15 protein-coding genes are annotated in these 15,058 nt (G+C 71.9%); 6 read left to right on the top strand and 9 right to left on the bottom strand.

What is annotated here, in order from left to right; translation table 11 throughout:
- From ACWD4A_RS03730 to ACWD4A_RS03695, 8 genes are all read right to left on the bottom strand, one after another.
- A complete protein-coding gene (locus ACWD4A_RS03730; protein WP_451189025.1) occupies positions 1-1,206 on the bottom strand; it encodes a ferritin-like domain-containing protein in 1,206 nt (401 codons plus the stop codon).
- Positions 1,207-1,215: 9 nt separating this feature from the next.
- Positions 1,216-3,189: a GMC family oxidoreductase gene (locus ACWD4A_RS03725; RefSeq protein WP_451189022.1), complete on the bottom strand. Its 1,974-nt coding sequence runs from the start codon at positions 3,187-3,189 to the stop codon at positions 1,216-1,218.
- Positions 3,186-3,692, bottom strand: coding sequence for a hypothetical protein (locus tag ACWD4A_RS03720; RefSeq protein ID WP_451189019.1), 507 nt, complete (start codon positions 3,690-3,692; stop codon positions 3,186-3,188). Before ACWD4A_RS03720 ends, ACWD4A_RS03725 begins: the two co-directional genes overlap by 4 nt.
- A 187-nt stretch (positions 3,693-3,879) precedes the next feature.
- Positions 3,880-4,593, bottom strand: a complete 714-nt coding sequence (locus tag ACWD4A_RS03715) for a L,D-transpeptidase (protein ID WP_451189017.1) — start codon at positions 4,591-4,593, stop codon at positions 3,880-3,882.
- Between the two features lie 121 nt (positions 4,594-4,714).
- Entirely contained in the window at positions 4,715-5,218 is a 504-nt protein-coding gene (locus ACWD4A_RS03710; RefSeq protein ID WP_451189015.1) for a hypothetical protein, read from the bottom strand.
- 172 nt (positions 5,219-5,390) lie between these two features.
- Positions 5,391-5,960, bottom strand: coding sequence for a sugar O-acetyltransferase (locus ACWD4A_RS03705; protein ID WP_451189012.1), 570 nt, complete (start codon positions 5,958-5,960; stop codon positions 5,391-5,393).
- A 147-nt stretch (positions 5,961-6,107) separates the two neighbouring features.
- Complete coding sequence (locus ACWD4A_RS03700; RefSeq protein ID WP_451189010.1) at positions 6,108-6,437, bottom strand: putative quinol monooxygenase; 330 nt, start codon at positions 6,435-6,437, stop codon at positions 6,108-6,110.
- A gap of 171 nt (positions 6,438-6,608) precedes the next feature.
- The gene (locus tag ACWD4A_RS03695; RefSeq protein WP_451189008.1) at positions 6,609-7,430 is read right to left on the bottom strand and encodes an ATP nucleotide 3'-pyrophosphokinase; all 822 of its coding nucleotides are present in this window, start codon (positions 7,428-7,430) and stop codon (positions 6,609-6,611) included.
- 536 nt (positions 7,431-7,966) lie between these two features.
- On the opposite strand from ACWD4A_RS03695, the gene ACWD4A_RS03690 reads away from it, so the two are divergent.
- Positions 7,967-9,673: a glycosyltransferase family 2 protein gene (locus ACWD4A_RS03690; protein WP_451189346.1), complete on the top strand. Its 1,707-nt coding sequence runs from the start codon at positions 7,967-7,969 to the stop codon at positions 9,671-9,673.
- A gap of 137 nt (positions 9,674-9,810) precedes the next feature.
- The gene (locus tag ACWD4A_RS03685) at positions 9,811-10,470 is read left to right on the top strand and encodes an NADPH-dependent FMN reductase (protein ID WP_451189006.1); all 660 of its coding nucleotides are present in this window, start codon (positions 9,811-9,813) and stop codon (positions 10,468-10,470) included.
- Here ACWD4A_RS03685 and ACWD4A_RS03680 read toward each other — a convergent pair.
- Entirely contained in the window at positions 10,448-11,530 is a 1,083-nt protein-coding gene (locus tag ACWD4A_RS03680; RefSeq protein WP_451189004.1) for an ATP-dependent DNA ligase, read from the bottom strand. The two genes, ACWD4A_RS03685 and ACWD4A_RS03680, sit on opposite strands and share 23 nt — an antisense overlap.
- A gap of 88 nt (positions 11,531-11,618) precedes the next feature.
- Between ACWD4A_RS03680 and ligD the strand changes: the two genes are divergently transcribed.
- The 4 genes from ligD (at position 11,619) to iscX (ending at position 14,992) form a co-directional block, all read left to right on the top strand.
- A complete protein-coding gene (ligD, locus tag ACWD4A_RS03675) occupies positions 11,619-12,650 on the top strand; it encodes a non-homologous end-joining DNA ligase (protein ID WP_451189002.1) in 1,032 nt (343 codons plus the stop codon).
- A gap of 130 nt (positions 12,651-12,780) precedes the next feature.
- Complete coding sequence (locus ACWD4A_RS03670) at positions 12,781-13,179, top strand: SH3 domain-containing protein (protein ID WP_451188999.1); 399 nt, start codon at positions 12,781-12,783, stop codon at positions 13,177-13,179.
- 266 nt (positions 13,180-13,445) lie between these two features.
- A complete protein-coding gene (locus ACWD4A_RS03665) occupies positions 13,446-14,705 on the top strand; it encodes a hypothetical protein (RefSeq protein WP_451188996.1) in 1,260 nt (419 codons plus the stop codon).
- An 86-nt stretch (positions 14,706-14,791) separates the two neighbouring features.
- Positions 14,792-14,992 carry a Fe-S cluster assembly protein IscX gene (iscX, locus tag ACWD4A_RS03660; protein WP_451188993.1) on the top strand — a complete coding sequence of 67 codons (201 nt, stop codon included), beginning with the start codon at positions 14,792-14,794 and terminating at the stop codon, positions 14,990-14,992.
- Positions 14,993-15,058 lie beyond the last annotated feature (66 nt).

Here is a 15,058-nt window from a genome sequence, read left to right as displayed (position 1 = left end):
CTACGAGGGGTCGATCCCGGCGGTCCTCGACGCGGCGGTCGGGGACGCGCCGGGCCGGGAGGAGGAACCGGCCCGCACCCGCGCGAACAGATCATCCGTCAGCTCGTACGTCGCGCCGGCATGCAGCCCCCGCTCCCGCTTCACCGGGTCCGGATGGGGGTTGCGATAGAGCCGCTCGGCGAGCCCACGCAGGCTCCGCATCACCGGGACGGTGTCTCCCAGGGCCTCCGGTTCGCCGGTGAAGGCCCTTTCCAGAAGGCACAGAAGCCCCGCGTATGTCTCGTTGAAGCCGTCGGCGGCCCGCCGCACCGCACCACCGGCCGGGAAATCCACCGCCCTGGCCGCGGGATCGATGCGATAAACGGCGTCCAGGTCCACCTCGATGGACGGACCGGTCGGCCCCGACGCGGGTGTGTCGTACGGCCCGTAGCCGCGCTGCCGGTAGATCTCGTCGAACCGGAAGTAGTGGGCGGGCTCCCGGGCCTCGCCGAAGATCCGGTCGTCGGGGTTGTAGATCGTCCGGTCCACGCCTTCGCCCTGCTCGGTGATGACCCGCAGCGCTTCCAGCGCCGAGGCCGGACCGGTGACCCGGAAGATCTCGCCGCCCGAGTTGTAGAAGTGCTCGGGACCGAGCTGCCGCCGGGGGTCGCCGCGGAAGAGCTCCGCCTCGCCCAGTTCCTCCGCCAGCCGGACCAGGCCCGTGCCGATGGTGTTGTAGAACTGGCCGATGGAGGTCCAGCCGTCGTCGTCCGCGACCGAGGGGTGGCCCGGCGGTTCGGCCACGTACTCCGGGCGCTCGATGTGGAGGAAGGTCTCCAGGGCCTCCACGCCGAAGTGCCGCAGGGCGACGGGGAAATGGTCCTTGCTGTACGGCAGCCGGGCGGGATACCCGGTGACGAAACGGGAATGGGCCACCAGCGGCTGTCCGTCGACCGCGTTGAGCACATTGGCGACCAGCGCCATATGGAGCATCTCTTCGAGCACGATGGCCCGGATGGCATAGAAAGCGGCCCTGTTGGTGCCGGGGCGCAGCGTGTACATCGCCGTGAGGTAGGGCGGGATGGTGAGGTGCTCCAGCGTCAGCGCGGCCTGGAGGAAGACATGCAGGTCGGCGCGGTCGCGCGGGACCCGGAACGGCGGCTCCTCGACCAGCGCGAGCTCGCCCGGGAGATCGGTGTGCGCGACAGGCGGACGGGCGGTCGTCACGGCGCCCTCCTAACTCGGCCGAGGGGTGACGGGGGAGGGGACGGCGGCCGGGCCGGGGGCGGCGGCGGGCCCGGGGAGCACGGTGACGACGGTGGGATCCCGCCCGGTCCGTACGGCCACCGGCCGGTGGAGCTCCGTCAGGTCGCGATGGATCCGCTCGCTGCTGCGCAGGGCGAGCGCCGCCAGGGTCAGCGACGGATTGGAGGTGCCCACTGACGGCATGCTGCCGCAGCCGACGGCGTAGAGATTGGGGTGGTCCCAGCAGCGCTGCCACGAGTCGACCACCGAGGTGTCGCGCGAGTCGCCCATGAGGTGCGTGCCCGCTCCGTGCCCGGCGCCGTGGAAGTCCCAGTCGCGGTCGTCGAAGCGGAAGTGGCCGGGGGAGAACGGCCCGGGGCCGTACGCCGTGCGGTCCTCGGCGCCGAGCAGACCGAAGATCCGGTCGGAGACGGCCTTCGCCGCGACCATGCCGCGCTTCACCCGGTCGGACAGGTCGTAGGTGAGGAGCGGCCGGGGGATGCCCAGCCGGTCGCGGTGGGCCGGGTCGAGGGTGACCCTGTTGCGGCTCTCGGCCTCCTGCTCCAGCGCGAACTGGAGGGAGAACTGCCGGCTGATCCACGCGCCCAGCCCGGCCCGCAGCTCGGCCCCGAACACGCCCTTGCCGCGCGGTTGTCCGGAGTCGCCGGTGATGCCGAGCAGCCGGGCCACGTCGCTCGCCGGGGCGCCCGTGGGCCAGCTCCACCCCCAGTTGCTGATCTCGATGCGGAACGGGGCGCGGGTCCGCCGGGCGGGGCCGGTGCGGAAGTTCTCCAGGCCGGAGGTCGACCCGGGGCCGCGGAAGGGCCCCACCGGCCGGTCCAGCAGCCCCCACGTGAGGAGCACCGGATGGTCCATGAGATTGCGGCCCACCTGCCCGCTGCGGTCGGCGAGCCCGGAGAGCAGGAGCAGCTTGGCGTTCTCGACGGCGTGCGCCGCGAGGACGACGATGTCGGCCTCGGCGGTGCGGACGGTGTGCGCCGGGGCGGCGGGGTCGTCGTAGGCGAGGTACTCGACGCCGAGGACACGGCCGTCGCCCCGGGCCAGGACGCGGCTGACGACGGCGTGGGTGACGAGCTCGACCCGGCGGTCCCAGCGGGCCTGGGTCTTGAGCGGGGTGTATTTGGCCTGCACGGGGCAGATCGGCACGCAGGAGGCGTTGCCCACGCACCGCTCGCCGTAGTTGGGCAGCCCGACCGCGCCGACCGGGCGGTACCCCCGCCCGCCGTCGTACCGCGGGTCCGGGGTGCTGTTCCGGGCGTGCGGCGTGGTGACCACGCGGAGGGTGGTGTCCCGGCCGTCCTCGGACTCCTTGACGCTGACGCCGTCGAGGGCCGTGGCGACGATGCGGTCGACGTAGCTGCGGGGGATCTCCCGCATCGGATAGACGTAGCCCTCGGGGAAGGGCAGGCCGATGGCCGCGGCCTGCTCGGCGGCGTCGCCCGCGACGCCCAACTCCCGCTCGGCCGCGCGGTAGTGGCCCTCCAGGTCCTCGTAGCCGATCGGCCAGTCCCTGCCGTATCCGTAGGCGCGGCGGACCGCGAAGTCCTCCGGGTGCATCCGTGGTGTCAGCCCGAGCCAGTGCAGGGTGGTGCCGCCGTTGGCCCGCAGATAGTCGGTGCCGTAGGGCAGGGGGCCGTTCTGGAGGAGGTAGCCGTGCGTGCGGAAGCCGCCACCGGGCAGCCCTTCGAGATCGAGGAGGTCGGGGGAGGGGGCGTCGGGGTTGGGCCGGTAGGGGGAGTTGGGGACCTTGGCCGAGGCCGAGTAGAAGGCGTCGAGCGCGTCGAGGTGGCCGGGCCAGGTGCTCAGGGTGTCGGTGCCCGCCTCCAGGACGAGGACGCGCCAGCCCTGGTCGCCCAGTTCCTTGGCGACGAGCGTGCCGGCCAGCCCGGCGCCGACCACGATCACGTCGTACCGGCGCGGGGCCGGGTGCGGTGCGGTGGTCATGAGCGGCCGTCCTCCCCCGCGCCGGGGCGCACCACGGCGGCGTCGGGCGGTGGGTCCGCCCAGGTGCCGAAGCCGGGGGGCTTGGCGCCCGCGGGGTGGCCGTGGAAGGTCCGCCACACCAGGCCCTCCGCGTAGGCCTCGGGAGAGACGGTGAAGGCGGTGTTCGCCCGCTCCCGGCCGAGCGCGGAGTGGACCGGGCGGGCGAGCTGCGGCCAGACCCCCAGGTACCACAGGTGGGTGATGGCGCGGGCGATGTCGCGCGCGGTCTCGTCGGTGAGCCGGTCCGGGTCGCCTCCGGCGGCAGCCATGGCGTCGAGGAACCGGCCGACCGCTTCCCGGCCGATCTGGTCGAGCACGGTGTCGTGATACAGGCGCACCATTCCGGTCGCGCGCAGGTCGAAGGCGTCGAAGCCCGTCAGCCGGGCGGAGAGGTCGACGAAGCCCCGCAGGGCCGGACCCGGCTCGGCGGAATCCTGCGGGGACCCTGGGACGTGCGCTGTCATTCCGCGACCACCCGTTCGACGAGGACGTGACGCCTTTCCCTCCGATTTGTATCCGAGAGGCCGGGCCGACGAGAAGGGGAATGAATTCACTTCACTCGTAAGGGTGTTCGCAGAATCGATTTGTCGAAATGGGGCCCCCGGTGGCGGGGGCCCGCTCTCGTCACAGTGTGCCGTCGCACCCCCTCACTCAGGTGCCGGGTTTCCGGCCGTAGACGAAGACGTCGTCACCGTTGTGGAGCATGGACCAGTACTCCTTCGCATCGGTGCTGCGCATATTGACGCAGCCGTGCGAGCCTGGCGGCGACCAGACGCTGCCCTCGATGGCGTGGAACGCCTGCCCGCCGTCGAAGAACTGGGCATAGGGCATGCGGATGTTGTAGAGGGTCGACCAGTGGTCGGCCGAGCGCCAGTAGATCTTCTTCGCACCCGTCCGGGTCCCGTAGCCGTCGCGTCCGGTGCGCACGGGCACCGGGCCGAACTTGACGGACTTGCCGTCCTGGATCCAGCTGATCTGCCGGGTGAGGTCGACGCAGGCGGTGCGCCCCTTGTCCACGGGGCACTTCCCCGCCGCGTTGGGGTCCCGGCGGGTGATCTCCTCCTGTACGGAGCCCCAGGTCACCGGTCCCGCGTAACCGATGTTCGGACGGATGCCGTGCTTCGTCTGGTACTCCTGGATCGCGCGGCAGTCGTCCGCCGACTGCCGGCCGTCGACAGGTCTGCCCAGGAACTTCTCGATCTCCTTCTGATACGGGCCGGTCCGCGTCGTGCACGTCGGCGTCGTCGCCTGTGCCGTGCCGCCGACGGCGAGCGTCAGCGGGGCCGCGACACCCACCGCGCCGAGGAGCACGCCCAGTCGGCGCGCCAGGGCCGAGGCTGTTCTCTTCTTCGCTTCCGCAGTCATAACAAGTATGACAATGAAGGTTGTTGAGAGGTTGCAGACCCGTGCCCGCCGGTCCGGAATCGCCCGTTCGGCAGCCGGATGGGTCCGCCCGTGTGCGGACGGACCCCGGAGCGCGCGCCCGTCAGGAGATGGAAGGGCCGTTGCGCATGGCGTCGATGGCGACCTGCGAGAGGCCGCGGATCTTGTTCCAGGCGAAGTCGTACTTGTCCATCGCGGCGGGGCTGGTGATCCAGCGCTTCTCGCCGTTGCTGATCAGGTAGACCTCGGGCGCGTCGGGGGACTTGCCGAGGAAGGCGCCGTTCGACAACTGGCCGCCGTTGTCGATGCTGTTGATGTCGACGACGGACTGGATGCCGTCCCAGCCGCGGAACAGGTTGTCGTACGTGGCCGGGTTGGGGATCCAGCGGCGCTTGCCGTCGAGGATGAGATAGACGGCGTCCTCGCCCAGGCCCTTGAGCCGCCGGCCGTTGAGATCCGGGCGCGTCCCGGAGAGCTTGGCGTTCGCCTGATGGGCGGCGGTGGCGCTGTGCGTCGGAGCGGTGGCGTGTGCCACGGGCCCGGCCGTGAGAACGGCCAGCGGGGCAATGGTGAGCGACAGTGCAGTGAACCACGGGCGTCTTGTCACGGGTTCCTCCGCGGAATCGAGAAAGGCGGCGGAACTCCTTGAATCCCCAAGGAAGTCCACCGCCTTCACGGTCGCTTCACGGTCCACGGTATGCGGCTTTATTGTCAATGCTCCTGCCGGGAGCCCCGGAAGCGGCTCGGCGATTCCGAGCCAATCCGTACCGGGCTCTTGCTCAGCCGGATTCCGGTCCGGCCAGTACCCGTACGACACGGGCCGGATTGCCGACAGCCAGCACCCCGGACGGCAGGTCCTTCGTGACCACCGCGCCCGCCCCGACCACCGTGTCCGCCCCGATGGTCACCCCGGGACAGACGATCACCCCGCCGCCCAGCCAGACGTTGTCCCCGATCGTGACGGGCAGGGCCTTTTCCCAGCCCTCCCGCCGACGCTCCGCGTCCATTTCATGAATCGGCGTCAGAAGCTGCACATTCGGGCCGATCTGTGCGTACGCGCCGATGGTGATGGGCGCGGCATCGAGAAACACCGCACCGAAATTGACGAACGCACCCGCGCCGATGGTGATGTACGAGCCGAAGTCGCAGTGGAACGGCGCACGGATACGGGCCCCTTCCCCCACCGACCCGAGCAACTGCTCCAGCAGCTCCCGGCGCTCCTCCGGAGACCGTACGCCCGTGTTGTAGGCGGCGCACAGCTCCTCCCGGCGGCGCGAGGCCGCCCGCAGCTCCTCGTCGGCCGGGATATACCAGTCACCGGCCAGCATCCGGTCCTTGTTCTCGCCCATGGGTGTCCCCTCCTCGGATCAGCACACGCTTCCGGAGCGCCGGAGCGATCGTCAAGGAGGTTTACCGCGGTGGGAGCGAAGGGGCCGGCCGACGGCGATGCGGACATCGTCGTCGGCCGGCCCCGAACGCGCGGTACCGGCCGCCGGCTAGGCGTGCCGGGGCGTGAGCTCCGCCATGGCGGACCAGCCGCTGCCCGGCGCCTCGGTGCTGATGATCTGCGGGGTGGTCGCGATGGCATCGGCCATCTTGTCCATGGCGGCCTTGAAGTGCGCCGAGTTCACGTGCGCGTCACCGGCCTCGCGCGAGGCGAAGCCCTCGACCAGCACGAACTGGTGCGGATTGTCGACACTGCGGGACCAGTCGAAGAAGAGGTTGCCCGGCTCGTCACGCGTTGCCCGGGTGAACTCACCGACGAGGTCGAGCCACTTGTCGCTGTGCTCGGGGCGTACGTTCATCTTCACGACGATGAAGATCATCGATGTCTCCTGCGATATCGGACGGCAGGGCCGTGGGTACGGTGCCGAAGGGTGGTGGGCGCGGGCGGTGCGCCCGTGTCGTTGTCCACGGTGAGGCAGACGGCGCCCATTACCGAAGCGGACACGGGCCCGATTCCGGCCCTGCCGGAAAATTGAGCCGGGCGGAGACCTTTACGCGGCGGCCGGCGGGGACAGGGCGACCGCGGGCCGCCGCGCGGCCGGGGCGCCGAGGGCCTCCGCGCCGTCGGGGACGGGCACCGAGGAGAAGATCGCGTCCTGCTGTTCCTGGAGTTCCTTCGCCCGCTCCGCGGGGGTCCGCGGAAGCCGCTGCTCCTCGTACAGCTTGTGGGTCACCTCCTGCGCCCACTTGCTCGACGGGGTGTGGAACTGCACCTCGAAGAGCTGGCCGGACTGGGAGTCGCGCCAGGCCGAGTTGATGCCCTTGTAGCCGTTCTTGCGGCCCCAGGCGTTGGACCACTTGACGCCGTCGTTGCCCCAGGTCGCCAGCATCGAGGAAGCCGCGGCGACGCCCTTGGTGTACTTGCCGTCCGGCCACTCCAGCGTGTAGCGGACCGCGTCACTGATCCTGGCGAGCGTGGCGTCCACGGTCTGGCCCGGCGCGGCCCTCAGTGACGTGGCGACCTTGCGCTTGAGCGAGTCCGCGGACTTCAGCCGCTGGTCGAAGCCGATCAGGGTGGCGTGGGAGGCCATGGCGACGGCCCTCATCTCGGGGCTGATCGACTGCTCGGCCTCCCGGGCGTGGTCGAGGAAGTCGTCGACCCTCTTGTTGTCCGCGGCGTTGAGCGACAGGCCGTCCCCCCGCCAACCGCCGCCGCCGTCCGCCCGCCGCTCGGTCTTGGTGACCTTGCCGGAGGGGGCCGGGTACGGGCCAGCCGTCCCCTGGGCGAAGGCGCCGGAGACGGAGGCGGCACCGAGGGCGGCGGCCAGCGCGGCGGCGGCCGCTAGGCGGTTGACAGTGCGATTGATGGACATTCGTGTGCTTCATCCTTCTCTCGACGGTCGCCGCCCGTGCCGGGACGGCCGGTGAGCGGCATACAGGCGAGAGATACAACAGGAGAAGGCGTCCGTAGGTGACCGAAACGCCCAAGACGCGGGGCGCTTTGACCTGATCGCCACGGTTGTGGCCCTGCTCGTTCCGCGCCGGTGCGCGGTGCCCGCCACCCCTGGAAGCGGGTGAGTCGGCGAGTCTCGTCAGTCCTTTTATATGAGTACATGCAGCCGTGTGAGTGATTTACCGGGGCGTGTTGGGCTTAATGGTCATATGAGCGTTCTGCCGGGTTGTTACGTTTTTCGGGCTGAACCTGGTGGTCGCTTCGACGGCGGGGGAGTGGGTGGTGGTTGCGGTGGGTGGAGTGCGGGTGTCGGGGTGCGGGGTCGTGGGCGGCGGGGTGCCGGGACCGGCGGGCGAGGTATCCCGGGGCGGGGCGTCCGAGGAGCCGACGGAGGCCGCGGACACCCTCTTGAGCGGCGATTACGACTATGCGCGGTTCAGCGAGCTGGCGGGGGCGATGGGGGAGGTGTCGAAGGGGGTGCACCGGGTGGGGTTCCGGCGTCTGTGGGGTGACGGGGTGGACGGGGGCCGGTGGGTGGGGGCATTGGTGTGCGGGGCGCCTTTGCTGTCACTGGGTCTGCTGGTGTGGCTGTTGTGGCCGGTGCACTGGGTGGTGCGGGGTGGGTGGTTGGGGTGGGCGGACGGGCTGATGCTGGTGTCGGTGGGACTGGTTGAGGCCTTTCGTGTGGTGAACGTGGTGTCGGTGGCGCATGCCTCGTGGGTGGCGCGGGATCCGGTGCCGGTACGGGCGGCGCCGGGGTGGCGGGTGGCGTTCTGCACGAGCTTCGTACCGGGGAAGGAGCCGCTGTCGATGGTGGCGGCGACCCTGGAGGGGGCGGTGCGGGTGGGCTACGAGGGGGCGGTGGACGTATGGCTGCTGGACGAGGGGGACGACCCCGGGGCGCGGGAACTGTGCGCGCGGCTGGGGGTACGGCACTTCTCGCGCAAGGGGGTGGCGCGGTGGAACAGGCCGTCGGGGCGCTTCCGGGCACGGACGAAGCACGGGAACTACAACGCGTGGCTGGACGCGCACGGCGATGCCTACGACTTCCTGGCGTGCGTGGACACGGATCACGTGCCGTTGCCGAATTTCCTGGAGCGGATGCTGGGATATTTCCGGGACCCGGATGTGGCGTTCGTGGTGGGGCCGCAGGTCTACGGCAATTATTCGGGGGTGACGAAGGGGGCGGAGTCGCAGCAGTTCCTGTTTCACGCGCTGGTGCAGCGGGCGGGGAACCGGTACGGCTCGGCGATGTTCGTGGGAACGTCGAACTGTGTGCGGATCGGGGTGCTGCGGCAGATCGGCGGTTTCTACGACTCGATCACGGAGGACATGGCCACGGGCCTGGAGATCCACTGCCGCAGGAATCCGGTGACGGGCGGGCGGTGGCGATCCGTGTACACGCCGGACGTGCTGGCGGTGGGGGAGGGCCCGTCGTCCTGGACGGATTTCTTCTCGCAGCAGCTGCGGTGGTCACGGGGCACGTTCGAGACGTTGCTGTGCCAGTTCGGCGGGGTGGTGTGGGGGTTGTCGTGGGGGCGGCTGCTGAACTACGGGCTGCTGGTGGCGTATTACCCGTTGGCGGCGCTGACATGGGTGCTGGGCGGGGTGTCGTGCGTGCTGTTCCTGGTGCTGGGGGCCGCGGGGCTGGGCGTGTCGTGGCCGGTGTGGCTGATGCTGTACGGGGACGCCGCCGTCCTGCAGGTGACGCTGTATGTGGTGAACCGTCGTCACAACGTGTCGCCGCACGAGCCGGTGGGGTCGGCCGGGGTGCTGGGGATGGTGATGTCGGCGGTCGCGGCGCCGCTGTACGCGCGGGCGTTGGGGCAGGCACTGCTGCGGCGGCGGTCGGGCTTCGTGGTGACACCGAAAGGCGACTCCGTGTCGGGGGACTGCGTGGGGACCTTCCGCACGCACATGAGATGGGCGTCCGTGTTCGGTGTGTGCCTGGTGGCGTCGGTGGTGTGGGGCCATGACTTCGTGGTGATGCGCCTGTGGGCGCTGCTGGCGCTGGTGACGGCCCTGGGGCCGCTGGGCGTGTGGTGGTGGGGGCAGGAGCGCGAACGCCGGGCCGGCGGCAGCGGTGGCGGTGGCGGCGCGGTGGGTTCGGTGGTGGCCCCCGGCACGGAGAGCGCGGGGATGGGCCAACGGAGCCCGGCTTGACGTCCCGTCGGTGCTGCACCCGGGGGGCCGGGGGGTACCCCGGTTTCATGGTGGGGCGGCACGGGGAGATGAGGAGACCCGCGCGTTCCGCGCACCGGAAGCCCCGGCCGAGGCCGGATCACCGTGAGGAGGGCCGTATGGCCGCCGATGCTCCGCTCCCGCCGATGCGCGTGCTGACCCTCGGCGCGTCGCTCCGCGGCGACTCGCTCAACGCCCGCCTCGCCGTACTCGTGGCCCGGCTGGTCGAGGAGGCGGGCGCCACCGTGGACCTCGCCCATCTGGGGGACTTCGCGATGCCGGTGTACGACGGGGACACCGAGGCCGCCGAGGGCCTGCCCGAGGGCGCGCTGGCCCTGCGCGACCGGCTGGAGGGCAGCGACGCGTTCGTGATCGCCTCCCCGGAGTACAACGCCTCGCTCCCGGGCGGGCTGAAGAACGCCGTCGACTGGGTCTCCCGTGTCCGGCCGCAGCCGTTCAAGGACAAGCACGCCCTGCTGGTCTCGGCGTCGCCCTCGCTGGTCGGCGGCAACCGCGGCCTGTGGGCGCTGCGCGTCCCGCTCGAACACCTCGGCACGCGCGTCTACCCGGACATGTTCAGCCTCGCCCGCGCGCACGAGGGCTTCACCGAGAGCGGGGACCTGGCCGACAGCGGGCTCCAGGACCGGCTGGCGGAGGCCGTGGGCTCGTTCCTCCGGCTGGTCGAGGCGGACACCCGGTACGTGTGCCTCCAGCGTCGCTGGTACGAGTTCCTCGGCGACCGCACGGACGCCCCGGTCACCCAGCGCGCCCAGGACTGACCTCGCCGAGGACGTCGGCGAGGTCGAAGCGGACCGTCTCCTCCAGCTGCGCGTAGGTGCACTGCGCGGGGTCCCGGTCGGGCCGCCAGCGGCGGAACTGGGTGGTGTGCCGGAAACGGTCGCCCTGGAGGTGGTCGTAGGCGACCTCGCAGACCCGCTCCGGGCGCAGCGGGAGCCACGAGAGGTCCTTCGCCCCGGTCCACCGGGACGGGCCGCCGGGCAGCCGGCCGGTGGCCTGCGCCCGGGGGTCGGTCCACTCCTGCCAGGGGTGTCCCTCGGCGCTGTCCACGCGCAGCGGCTCCAGTTCCGCCATCAGCTCCTGGCGGCGGCGCATGGGGAACGACGCGCACACGCCGACGTGCTGGAGCCGGCCCGTCGCGTCGTACAGCCCCAGCAGCAGGGAGCCGACGACGGGGCCGCTCTTGTGCAGGCGCAGGCCGGCGACCACGCAGTCGGCGGTCCGCTCGTGCTTGACCTTGACCATGACGCGTTCGCCGGGCCGGTACGGGAGGTCCGGGGGCTTGGCGACCACACCGTCCAGACCGGCCCCCTCGAACTGCTCGAACCAGGTGCGCGCGGTGGCCGTGTCGAGGGTCGCGGGCGCGAGGTGAAGGGGTGCCGAGGCGTCCTGGAGCGCGGTCGCCAGTGCCTCGCGGCGGGCGTGCTGCGGGGTGTCCAGGAGGGACTCGTCGCCGAGGGCGAGCAGGTCGAACGCGACGAAGCTCGCGGGTGTGACCTCCGCCAGATGGGTGACGCGGGACGCGGCCGGGTGGATGCGTTCGAGCAGGGCGCCGAAGTCCAGGCGGCCTTCGCGGGCGATGACGATCTCGCCGTCCAGGACACAGCGCGGCGGGAGCTGCGCCAGCAGCGTGCGCACGACTTCCGGGAAGTACCGGGTCAGCGGTTTGGTGGTGCGGCTGCCCAGTTCGACGGTGTCGCCGTCGCGGAAGACGACGGCCCGGAAGCCGTCCCACTTCGCCTCGTACTGCATGCCGGGCGGGATCGCCGACGCGGGCCTGGCCAGCATCGGCCGCAGCGGCGGCATGACGGGGAGGTCCATGACCGCGATTGTGCGGGCTCGCGGGACTCCGCGCCCGTCGGCCTTTTCGCGTGTTGTGGCGTGTCACGGGTGCGCTTAGCGTGAATGCATGGGCGAGGCAGTGGAACTCACCATCGGCGAGCGGGTGGTCCGGCTCTCGCACCCGGACAAGGTGTATTTCCCGGAGCGGGGATTCACCAAGTACGACGTCGCCCGGTATTACCTCGGCGTGGGGGACGGCATCGTCCGCGCGCTCCGGGACCGGCCGACGACGCTGGAACGCTATCCGGACGGCGTCGGCGGGGAGTCGTTCTTCCAGAAGCGCGCGCCGAAGAACCTCCCCGACTGGATCCCGACGGGCCGGATCTCCTTCCCCAGCGGACGGTACGCCGACGAACTCTGCCCCGGGGAGATCGCGGCGGTGGTGTGGGCCGCGAACCTGGGGTGCCTGACCTTCCACCCATGGCCGGTGCGGCGTGCCGACACCGACCACCCCGACGAACTGCGCATCGACCTCGACCCGCAGCCCGGCACGTCGTACGCCGACGCCGTGCGGGCCGCCCTCGACCTGCGCGGTGTGCTGGAGGAACTCGGGCTCGTCGGCTGGCCGAAGACCTCCGGCGGGCGCGGCCTGCACGTGTTCGTGCCGATCCGGCCCCGGTGGACGTTCGTCCAGGTGCGGCGCGCGGCCATCGCCGTGGCCCGGGAGCTGGAGCGGCGCGCGCCCCGGAGCGTCACCACGAAGTGGTGGAAGGAGGAGCGCGGCGAGAAGGTCTTCGTGGACTACAACCAGACCGCGCGCGACCGCACCATCGCCAGCGCCTATTCCGTGCGGCCCCGCCCGCACGCCCCGGTGTCCGCGCCCCTGCGGTGGGACGAGGTGCCCAGCGCCGTCCCCGAGGACTTCGACCTGGCCACCATGCCGGTCCGCTACGCCGAGGTGGGGGACGTGCACGCGGGGATGGAGGACCGGCCGTGCGACCTGGACGCGGCCCTGGAACTCGCCGACCGGGACGAGCGCGAACACGGCCTGGGCGATCTGCCCTACCCGCCCGAGCACCCCAAGATGAAGGGCGAGCCGAAGCGGGTCCAGCCCAGCCGCGCCCGCGGGGAGAAGCCCCCGGCCGGGACCGACAGCTGACGGTCCGTCCAACTGTCGACACATCGGTATGACTCTAGATGGGTCTATGTCGATTTATTCCGGTTTACGGGCGCTGGGGGAGTGGAACCTCGGCAATGCGTTATCCACTCCGGACAACAGGGAGCTGTTTATGACCCAGACACTCAGGGCTCGTGGCGTGGCATTCTCGGTGGCCGTGCTGGCCGGGGGGATGCTGGTGGCCACACCCGTTCAGGCGGCGGCCCCGGTCCCGGTCCCGCCGGGCCAGCCGTACGGCACGATCACCAGCACCACCGGCCTCAACGAGCGCGTCTACCCCAGCACGGACGCCGCGGTGCGGTCCACACTCACCCACGGGACCAAGGCCGGGCTGCGCTGCAAGGTCCGCGCACAGCAGGTCGGCGGCAACGAGACCTGGTACCTGCTGCGGGACCGCCCGACCTGGGTGAGTGCCGCGCACGTCTCCAGCACCGGCAACATCCCGCTCTGCCGGGACGTCAGTCGCACCACGCTGGAGACGACCCCCACGGTCCGGGCCGCGATGGGCTGACCCGGACCGGCGGCGGCGCCCCGGTGCCGCGCCGCCGCCCCTCACGCAGCGGCCGCCTGAAGGCGGCCGCTGCGTCCGGATCGCACCGATTCCGGTGGCGGGGGCCGGATTTACGCGCGTACCGGGGGCGTCGGCAGTGGGGCATCCCGCCCCCGAAGGGGGCCGTGGCCTCTACAGTTGCTGTTGCCTCCCCGTACCGCAGGGGTGGCGGGGGTGAGGCTGGGGGAGGGCGGTTGTTGCGCTTGCAGGCCGGAGGGATGAGTACGGTGAATCACCCGAGTCGGGGCTGCGTGCTGTTGCTCGACGGCACGCCCGACAGGCGTCGTGGCGCGGTGCCGAATCCGACGCTGCACGCCGTGGCGGGCGCGGACCCGCGGGGGTTCGTCGCGGCCGACGCGGTCGACGTGGTCCAACTGCCCGGCGCGGCCGGGCAGCAGAACGTGCTCGCCTATCTCCAGAACGCCGCCGCCGGACCCGGACCGCTGCTGGTCTGGGTGACCGGACGGCTGATGGCGTCGTCCTCGCGCCGAGGGGGCGGAGAGGTCCATCTGGCACTGTCGGGAAGCACTCCGGGAACGGTGCGCTACACGGGACTGCCCTGGTCGTGGCTGACGCGCACGCTCGCCGAGCGCGCGGGCCCCGTACTGCTGCTGGTCGACGTCGAGGCCGACGCGGCCACGTGGCCGAAGGCGGTGGCGGCCGCGGAGGCCGGGCAACTCGCCGGGGGCGTCCCGCTGTTCGGCGTGATCACGCCGGCCCCGCCCGCGCCCGCGCAGGAGGCGGGCCCGTACAGCCGCGCCTTCCTCGCCACGCTGCGGAACGGCGTCCCCGGCGCCGGGCCCACCGTGGACGCGGAGGCGGTGCACCACTGGGCGCTGGCCGAGGCGGGGCCGGCCGGGCAGGCGCTGGCCCTCGCCCACGGCACGGCCGGAGCCGTCCTGAACAACGCGGCTCACCCGGCCCGTACGGAGCGGCCCGCCTTCGCGCCCACCGCCGTCCCGCCGCAGAGCGCGTCGCCGGCGCCCGCGCCCGAACCCGTGCCGGTGCCGGCCGACGCGGTGCCCGCCCCGGCGCACTCCGGCCCGGCCGCGCCGCTCCAGGACGATCTGCTGCCCGGCATCCTCGCCGCCGCCCGCGCCGGGCGGCACAACGAAGCGGCGGCGATGGCCGCCGCGTGGGAACAGCAGGCGCTGCGCCAGTACGGTCCGCACAGCCCGGAAGCCGGTCTCTGGACCGAGGTGCGGGCCGACCTCGCCCGGCTGGCGGGCGATCTCGCCCGCGCCGCCGAGCTGTGGATGTCGGCCGCCCGCGCCCGGCTGGAGCGCGGCGGGCCCGGTGACACGGAGGCGGTCGCCGCGGTGAAGCGGGCGCACTACTGCTGGCAGCACAGCGGGGACCAGGCGCCCGGCCTGGCCGCCGAACTGCTGGCCCTGTGGGAGCGGGTGCCCGGTGGCGAGGGGCCCGCCGGACACGTCCGTACGCACCTGCGCGCCCTCCAGGACGTCCCGCCCGCGGCCGCACTCTGACACATATGCTCGCCCGTCCCCGTGAGGCGGGAAGTGTGGCGGGTGGCGGCCTGGACCGCGCGGGCCGGGTGGGACACACTCGGCCCATGCAGTGGACTGACATCGACCGGATCGCGGCGGGTCTCGCCGCGCAGCACCCGGACACGGAGCCCCTCAAGGTCGACTTCCTGGACATCAGGGACCGGGTCGCCGATCTGAACGGCTTCAGCGGCGACCCGACCCGGGTCAATCTGCGCATCCTCGAATCGATCCAGCTCGCCTGGCTCGACCGGACGGGCAGAGGCTGACCGTCGGACGGCACCGACCGCCGGACGGCCCGGAACGCGGCCCGCCCGGCGGTCGACTGCTGCCTC

Source organism: Streptomyces sp. NPDC002537 (assembly GCF_053594975.1).
The sequence above is the reverse complement of the archived record's forward strand: the minus strand, read 5'-3'. Positions and strand labels throughout refer to the sequence as shown.